Source organism: Snodgrassella sp. (assembly GCF_024103505.1).
GTDB classification, from domain to species: domain Bacteria; phylum Pseudomonadota; class Gammaproteobacteria; order Burkholderiales; family Neisseriaceae; genus Snodgrassella; species Snodgrassella communis.
In genome coordinates this window covers 1-7,368 of sequence record NZ_JAGGIJ010000015.1, presented here as the reverse complement: position 1 = coordinate 7,368, position 7,368 = coordinate 1, and the positions used below count along the sequence as shown (strand labels likewise).

Sequence of the window (7,368 nt, the reverse complement as noted above, 5' to 3'; positions counted from 1 at the left end):
TTACGTCAACAGGACATGTAATCAAGAACGCAGAAGCGAATGCGATAAAGAGTGAGTCTCGTGAAATTGGTAAGGAAGCTGGAAAGGATGCTGCTAAGGCTGGAAAGGAGACAATAACGGCTAAAACTCCTGATGGTATTAGTTTTAATATTAATCAACCAAAACATTTAGCTACTGTGGATGGGTTTAGTCAAAAAGCAGGGATTTCAGGAGGACATAATGCAGATGCATTTCATACTGCAGCAAAACAAAATGGTGTAAAAATATTGAGCGAAACACCAACAAATATCCCTGGAATCATTAAGATCGAATATCAAATACCAGCTAAGGATCGAACAGGGAATTTCACAGGAGATTATAAAGGTAATGGTTCAAGACCATTTGAGAAAACAGTTTATGACCCTAAGATTTTTACAGATCAAAAAATACTAGATTTAGGACAGAAAGCAGCTATCAAAGGATATACTGATGCTATGGCTAGCAAAAGTGGGCAGACTAGTGCAATTGTTGACGGAGTTAAATTTAGAATATATGTCGATAAAACGACAGGCACAATAAGAAACTTTCATCCTGAGTGAGGTCTAAAATGACAAAAGAATTATTTACCCAAGCCGATGTTGATACAGGGCTAAACTTAATTATGGTATCTTATTTTGATATTATGTATGATAAAAGCTGCTTTTTAAAAGCAGTTAATTATATGATTAAAAAGACAGGATTTAGCACGGATGGTGCATATTGTCATTTTGCTTGCGAGTATGATGGTTTTTTAGATGATATGATTTTTGAGGAGGGTGTTTTTTTTGCTATAGGTTATCCTCCAGAAAAAAATGATGAAATAGTAGTCAGTGAAGAAACCTGTTATTATTACGTTAGGCTAGCATGTGAAAAATATCTCACACTTCATCCAGAAGATAAAGATAAGGTTAACGAGCTACTTGCTAAGATACCCGACTGAATAATTATCCCCGCATTAGCGGGGATAATTTTTAGAGGGGTAAAAACCACCTTGATGCCAGAACTCACAGCCAGACCACCCTACAGTCAGACAAACTCAGCCTGACCAGCAAAGGCAATACCACCCTGATTGGCGCTCAGACCAATGCCAACCGCATAGATGCCAACATCGGCGGCAAACTCAGCATCATCAGCCCACAAGACCAAATAGACCAAAAAATCAGCCAGAGCGGTGCCAACATCCACGTACAAGGCGGCTTTGGCAGCGTGTGGGAAGCATCCGGTGGCGTCAACAGCAGCAACGCCTCCGGCCACCTCAACGCCGTCAACCAACAATCCGGCCTCTTTGCCGGCAAAGACGGCTACCACATCAGCGCCGATAGCATCGACCTGCAAGGCGGCGCCATCGCCTCCACCGCTGCCAAAGAGCACAACCAGCTCACCACCAACAGCCTCACCTTCACAGACATAGAAAACCACTCCAGCTTCAAAGCCAGCAACACCACCATCAGTGGCGGCTTCTCCGGCAAAGACAGCACCATCCCCGGCAACCCCAGCTACAACCCAACCCTGCCACAACACCAAAGCGGCAGCGACCACAGCACCACCCATGCCACCATCAGCCCCGGGCAGATCACCATCAACGGCCAACAGACCAGCGTAGAAGAACTGGGCATCCACAGCGACATCGACAGCGCCCACAGCCAAATCAACCAACTGCCCGATCTGCAACAGATCATGGACAAACAACAGGCCGATGCCACCGCCACCATCGCCAACAGCGTGCGCACCCTTAGCGCCGACATGGCCAGAAAAGCCAACCAAGAGCGGCAACAGGCACGAGAAAAAGCCGAGCAAGAACTACAAAGCAACAACCCCGAGCTATGGCAGGATTACAACCAGCTCAGCGAAGACAAAAAACAACTCGTCCTCAGAGAGACCAGCAAAGACTACCGCACAGCAGACGAACAAGCCCAATCATGGGGTATCGGCGGCGGCAAGAGCCGTGCCCTGAACGCCGTCACCAGTGCCGTCACCGGCATCCTTGGTGGCCAGACCAACCTGCAAGCGGCTACCAACGCCCTCGCACCGTATGCCGCAGAACTAATCGGCAAACAATTCGGTCATGGCGACAACCAAAACCAAGCCGCCCAACTGGTAGCCCACGCCCTCCTAGGCGCCATCAGCGCCAGCGTAAACGGTGGTAATGCCGCCGCCGGAGCAGTAGGTGCGAGCGCAGCCGAACTGGCCGCGCAATACCTGATTAAACAACTGCCCAAAGATCAGTATCCCGAAGCCATAGACCCGAGAACTGGCGAGATAGACCCGAACCGCTTACCGGAAAGCGTCAAAGCCAGCATCAGAGACCTATCATCAGCAGTAGCCACCGTATCAGGTGGGCTAACAGGTGGTTCACTGGTTAATGCACAGATTGCAGGAGTGGTTGGGCAGAATGCGGTGGAGAATAACGTAGATTTAATCCAGCTTATCTCACCAGCATCAGCTGCAATGCTGTCCAAGGATCCAAAACACCGCGAAGCCATGAAAATGGCTCATCAAATCAGAATGATGAACTCAGCAATAACAATAGCTACAGTAGGAGGAGGTTATGTAGTAGCAGGAATCGGATACGTAGCTCCAGAAGCGATACCAGCAATATATTCAGCATGTAGAGTAAATCCGGCAGGATGTACAGTGGTAGCAGTAGAATCCACGGAAGTACTTGCCGGATTGGCAACAGGTGCAGTTACAGTAAGCAATTTACCTGCTTCTGCGATAAAATCGACAAGTAAGATTGGCGGGAAGTACGCGGAAGAGATTGGGCAGATAGGTAAAGAGGCGAGTAAAGGTTCTGCCAAGGCAGGCAAGGAGGCGATGGGCTCTTTAACTGGTCAGCAAACAAAACTACCGCCTAATGCCTCAGCAGAAAATATTCGTTCACTCCAGCGTGAAAATGAAAGTGCAAAAATACTGTCAAAGAATGGTTATCATGTAGAACAGAATCCAATGACATCAGGTATTAAAAATCCTGATTATAAAATTAATGGTGAAATATTTGATAATTATGCACCTAGTTCTAGCAATATCAGAAATATATGGCGAGAAGTAGATAAAAAAGTACAGAAAGGTCAAACAAACAGTGTTGTTATTAATTTAGCTGATTCAAAAGCGACAGTGGCTGATTTACAAAAACAGTTTAAAGATTGGCCAATAAAAGGTTTAAATAAAGTTATTGTAATAGACCGTTCTGGAAAAGCAGTAAGAATTAAGTAAGGGCAAGAAAATGGCAATAGACATAACATGTTATACCAAGTTAGATCATAACTTATTACAATCTAAACTGGATGTAATTAAATCAAATTATAATTATATATTTAACCATTCATATCTTATATATACCGCTAATGAGGTGTTAACTCGACAGCAGCTTGAATTAATAGTTGATCCTGTTGAAAAATATCAAAAAGAATCTGATTTGTTAATTTCTGAAGAGTTTGGTCTTAAAGATGCAAGATCATATTTTATGGTATCGGTAAACGATAAATCCTTTCCTAAAGTGAATACAACAGGAATGGCAGAGCTTTTAAGAAAAGAACTTGGAGAAAAAAATATTATTGTATTACTTAATGGTGAAACTTTAATTTAAAAAAACTAAAGCTCCCCACCCTAACTTGTGGAGAGCTTTTAGGTCCTGAAAATAAATTAGTGTATTTGCCTAATTTAGAACTACTCTAATTAATAAAAAAAGAGGTAGATACAAAATGGACGAACAAAAACTAAGAGAAATGGCAACGGAACTGGCTAAAGACATAAAAATTCAGAAAGATTTATGTAAATTAATGGGTTTTATGAAAGGGTTCTGCTAAGGCTGGGAAAGGGGCAGTTGTAGTAAATGATTTGAAACCCCACGAAATAAAACAGGCTCAAAGAATAATTGATGAATTTGGTGGAGGATTTGAAGGAGTGCCAAAACTTACTGTAGGTAGTAAGCTAAATGGTAAAGCCATAACATCCTCAGATTATCCTGTTATTGATGGTTGGTATACAGCAGCTTCAGGAAAAAAAGTCCCTGTAAGCTTAAAGGAGATTACATCTTCAAATCCATTATCAATATTACAAGATGTTAGTAAGGCAAATAAAACCGGTAAAGAGTTTAATATATTAAATGCAACTATGTATGTAGACGCAAAAAATATGTCTAGTAAACAATTAATTAAATTCGCCCAAAATGGACCTTTAAGTGGAAATGCATTACAACAAGCGGTTATTAATCAAGTTATAGTTAAAACTAAAGATGGTTTTGTAACTATAAACCCAAAATCAGTTATAAATAGTAAACCAAAGGAATGGTAATGAGCTTATCTTTAAGTGCTTTCTTAACTAAACCCATGAAAATAGAAGTATATCTTTTATCTTTACATGCTCAGAAAATATTTAATTTTTTATTAGGTGAATCAAAACAGCCTTTAAATATTTCTATTCAAAATTCTAAAGGGGAGGAGGTAAAAGTAATTAAGCCTAATAATGAAATATATCGATTTACAGAAAATATGTTGCTTGGAGAAGGCGGATATATTTTATATATGCTTGATGAATATTGGAGATATCATAGTGATAAAGAAATTTATGAATTTAGTGTTACTGAAATTCACTTTGACAATAAAAGTTTTTTATTTATAGTTCAGTTATCAATTCTCATTGCGGTAGCACAAATTTCGGGAATTGATCATTTGAATGATACCCATGGTTTATTCAAGGAAACTAAAGAGGATAGAGTTAAAATTAAAGATTTATTGAATTTAAGAGTAAATTCTAACACTTATTCTATTAACGAGTCCCTTAAATTATTTTATAGCAAAATGCTTTTATCATAATAATAGATAAACATGAGTTTATCGAGAATCTAAGCTATAAATAATGGTAGCCTTAACGTATTTAATCTGTTAATCTTCGTTACCGTTATTTTAACTACAACGGTCAACCCTATCCTAATTTTGTGTATTTTGCTTTTACAGATAACAAAATTAATTGTCAGTATCATTAAACGGCAAATATACAAAATCTAGGATGAGGTTATCATCCCACCATCAGCCCGGGGCAGATCACCACCAACGGCAAAGAAACCAGCGTAGAAGAACTAGGCATCCATAGCGATATCGACAGCGCACACCGCAATGTCAAGCAACTGCCGGATCTGCAACAGATCATGGACAAACAACAGGCAGTAGCAGAAGCCACCGCCATCATCGCCAACAGCGTGCGCACCCTTAGCGCCGACATGGCCAGAAAAGCCAACCAAGAGCGGCAACAGGCACGAGAAAAAGCCGAGCAAGAACTACAAAGCAACAACCCCGAGCTATGGCAGGATTACAACCAGCTCAGCGAAGACAAAAAACAACTCGTCCTCAGAGAAACCAGCAAAGACTACCGCACAGCAGACGAACAAGCCCAATCATGGGGTATCGGCGGCGGCAAGAGTCGTGCCCTGAACGCCGTCACCAGTGCCGTCACCGGCATCCTCGGCGGCCAGACCAACCTGCAAGCGGCCACCAACGCCCTCGCACCGTATGCCGCAGAACTTATCGGCAAACAATTCGGTCATGGCGACAACCAGAATCAGGCCGCCCAACTGGTAGCCCACGCCCTCCTAGGCGCCATCAGCGCCAGCGTAAACGGTGGTAATGCCGCCGCCGGAGCAGTAGGTGCGAGCGCAGCCGAACTGGCCGCGCAATACCTGATTAAACAACTGCCCAAAGATCAGTATCCCGAAGCCATAGACCCGAGAACTGGCGAGATAGACCCGAACCGCTTACCGGAAAGCGTCAAAGCCAGCATCAGAGACCTATCATCAGCAGTAGCCACCGTATCAGGTGGGCTAACAGGTGGTTCACTGGTTAATGCACAGATTGCAGGAGTGGCTGGGCAGAATGCGGTGGAGAATAATGAACTAGTACAAAGAACACCAGAAAGCGTGATTCAAGATTTTGAAAAAAGGAAAGAAAAAATAAAATCAGAAGTATGTACTGGTGGTATGAGTCAGGCAGCCTGTAATAAAGCTATAGCGGCAGAATTTGATAGAAATAATGCAGAGTTCGGTAAAATGCTGATAGATTTAGCTACACTGGTGCCGGGCATAAGTGAAGCAGACGCATTAAGTATATTATTAAACGAAAAAACCTTATCAGGAGATGAAACAAGTAGGATATGGGGCGCGATTGGTATAATAACTGCTGGTTATGGTCAGAAATTACGATTGGCCGGAAAAGAACTACTGGCATTAAATTCGGCGGAAGAGCTGGTTACGTCAACAGGACATGTAATCAAGAATGTAGAAGCGAATGCGATAAAGAATGAATCCCGTGGAGTTGGTAAGGAAGCTGGAAAGGACGCTGTTAAGGCTGGAAAGGATGCGGGAGCAAATAAACATTTAGATAAGGCAGCCTTAGAAGCTCAACATGGAAAAGGAAATGTTCAACAAGGCGGTGGGCACTATAAAGAGACTAAGGATAAAATACATGCTAACCAAGTAGCAAATCAGAAAGGAAATGAATCGAGCAATTTTCGGGAACATGTAGCAAAAGAACAAGAAGTAAATGCTAATTTGGGTAAACGCCCAGAAGATAAAATTTGGACAGAAACACACAGAAAAGCCCCGGTTTCAAATGCGTACGGACATTGGGATAAACATAAAAATGAATTCCCAGAGTTTCAAAACTCAAAACAATATGTTGATGCCACCCACAACTTTGTAAGAAACCCGCCAGAAGGTACTCTGACAAAAATTCGAAATAATGGGGATACTTTATATTACAATCCATCAACAAATATTTTTGCTATAAAGAATGCTGATGGAACCCCGAGGACAATGTTTAAACCAAATCCAGCAAATCATGGTTACAAAACTAATCTGGAGTATTTTAATGCACAAAAATAATGAATTATATACATGTCGCGTATGTGGACTAGAACAATCAGAACCTCAATGGGGAGAAGATGGTAAATCGCCAACATATAATATTTGTGACTGTTGTGGTGTTGAATTTGGATATGAAGATATTACTTTAATTAGCACTAAAAACTATCGAGAAAAATGGATAAAATCAGGCGCAAAATGGAATTGCCCAAAATGTAAGCCCATTGGGTGGTCTCTTGATATGCAGTTATTAAACATTCCTAAAAATTATTTATAAACTGCAATAGTTCAAAATCTGAGAAAAGTTAGAAAAAATGGCATCTCATCCAGAAGATAAAGATAAGGTTAACCAGCTACTTGCTAAAATACCTGACTGAACAACCATCCCCGCATTAGCGGGGATAATTTTTGGAGCGGTAAAAACCACCTTGATGCCAGAACTCACAGCCAGACCACCCTCCAATCAGACAAACTCAGCCTAACCAGCAAAGGCAACA

At 41.7% G+C, this 7,368-nt stretch carries 8 protein-coding genes and 1 pseudogene; all 9 read left to right on the top strand.

The features are described 5' to 3' along the window. A partial coding sequence (locus tag J6578_RS10190) for a CdiA family toxin C-terminal domain-containing protein (RefSeq protein WP_287954600.1) occupies positions 1-578 on the top strand: 578 nt, incomplete at its 5' end. A gap of 8 nt (positions 579-586) precedes the next feature. After that, a complete protein-coding gene (cdiI, locus tag J6578_RS10185) occupies positions 587-958 on the top strand; it encodes a ribonuclease toxin immunity protein CdiI (protein WP_287954599.1) in 372 nt (123 codons plus the stop codon). A gap of 98 nt (positions 959-1,056) precedes the next feature. Beyond that, positions 1,057-1,131, top strand: a pseudogene (locus tag J6578_RS10360) (hemagglutinin repeat-containing protein); the annotation flags it as partial. Positions 1,132-1,695: 564 nt separating this feature from the next. Beyond that, a complete protein-coding gene (locus J6578_RS10175; RefSeq protein ID WP_287954597.1) occupies positions 1,696-3,231 on the top strand; it encodes a CdiA C-terminal domain-containing protein in 1,536 nt (511 codons plus the stop codon). A gap of 10 nt (positions 3,232-3,241) precedes the next feature. Next, positions 3,242-3,604, top strand: a complete 363-nt coding sequence (locus tag J6578_RS10170) for a CDI system immunity component (RefSeq protein ID WP_287954595.1) — start codon at positions 3,242-3,244, stop codon at positions 3,602-3,604. Between the two features lie 251 nt (positions 3,605-3,855). Then, positions 3,856-4,311: a hypothetical protein gene (locus tag J6578_RS10165; RefSeq protein WP_287954594.1), complete on the top strand. Its 456-nt coding sequence runs from the start codon at positions 3,856-3,858 to the stop codon at positions 4,309-4,311. Beyond that, positions 4,311-4,832 carry a hypothetical protein gene (locus J6578_RS10160; RefSeq protein WP_287954593.1) on the top strand — a complete coding sequence of 174 codons (522 nt, stop codon included), beginning with the start codon at positions 4,311-4,313 and terminating at the stop codon, positions 4,830-4,832. The genes J6578_RS10165 and J6578_RS10160 overlap by 1 nt, the downstream gene beginning before the upstream one ends. A gap of 332 nt (positions 4,833-5,164) precedes the next feature. Beyond that, positions 5,165-6,892, top strand: coding sequence for a VENN motif pre-toxin domain-containing protein (locus tag J6578_RS10155; RefSeq protein ID WP_287954591.1), 1,728 nt, complete (start codon positions 5,165-5,167; stop codon positions 6,890-6,892). Further along, positions 6,879-7,148 (top strand): hypothetical protein, encoded by a 270-nt coding sequence (locus tag J6578_RS10150; protein WP_100150994.1) that lies wholly within the window; start codon positions 6,879-6,881, stop codon positions 7,146-7,148. The genes J6578_RS10155 and J6578_RS10150 overlap by 14 nt, the downstream gene beginning before the upstream one ends. The last annotated feature ends 220 nt before the right edge of the window (positions 7,149-7,368 follow it).

Bases quoted from the DNA above. Each gene is read 5' to 3' on its own strand.
- J6578_RS10155 (WP_287954591.1), top strand. From the start codon at position 5,165: ATGGACAAACAACAGGCAGTAGCAGAAGCCACCGCCATCATCGCCAAC.
- J6578_RS10150 (WP_100150994.1), top strand. From the start codon at position 6,879: ATGCACAAAAATAATGAATTATATACATGTCGCGTATGTGGACTAGAA.
- J6578_RS10160 (WP_287954593.1), top strand. From the start codon at position 4,311: ATGAGCTTATCTTTAAGTGCTTTCTTAACTAAACCCATGAAAATAGAA.
- cdiI (WP_287954599.1), top strand. From the start codon at position 587: ATGACAAAAGAATTATTTACCCAAGCCGATGTTGATACAGGGCTAAAC.
- J6578_RS10175 (WP_287954597.1), top strand. From the start codon at position 1,696: ATGGACAAACAACAGGCCGATGCCACCGCCACCATCGCCAACAGCGTG.
- J6578_RS10170 (WP_287954595.1), top strand. From the start codon at position 3,242: ATGGCAATAGACATAACATGTTATACCAAGTTAGATCATAACTTATTA.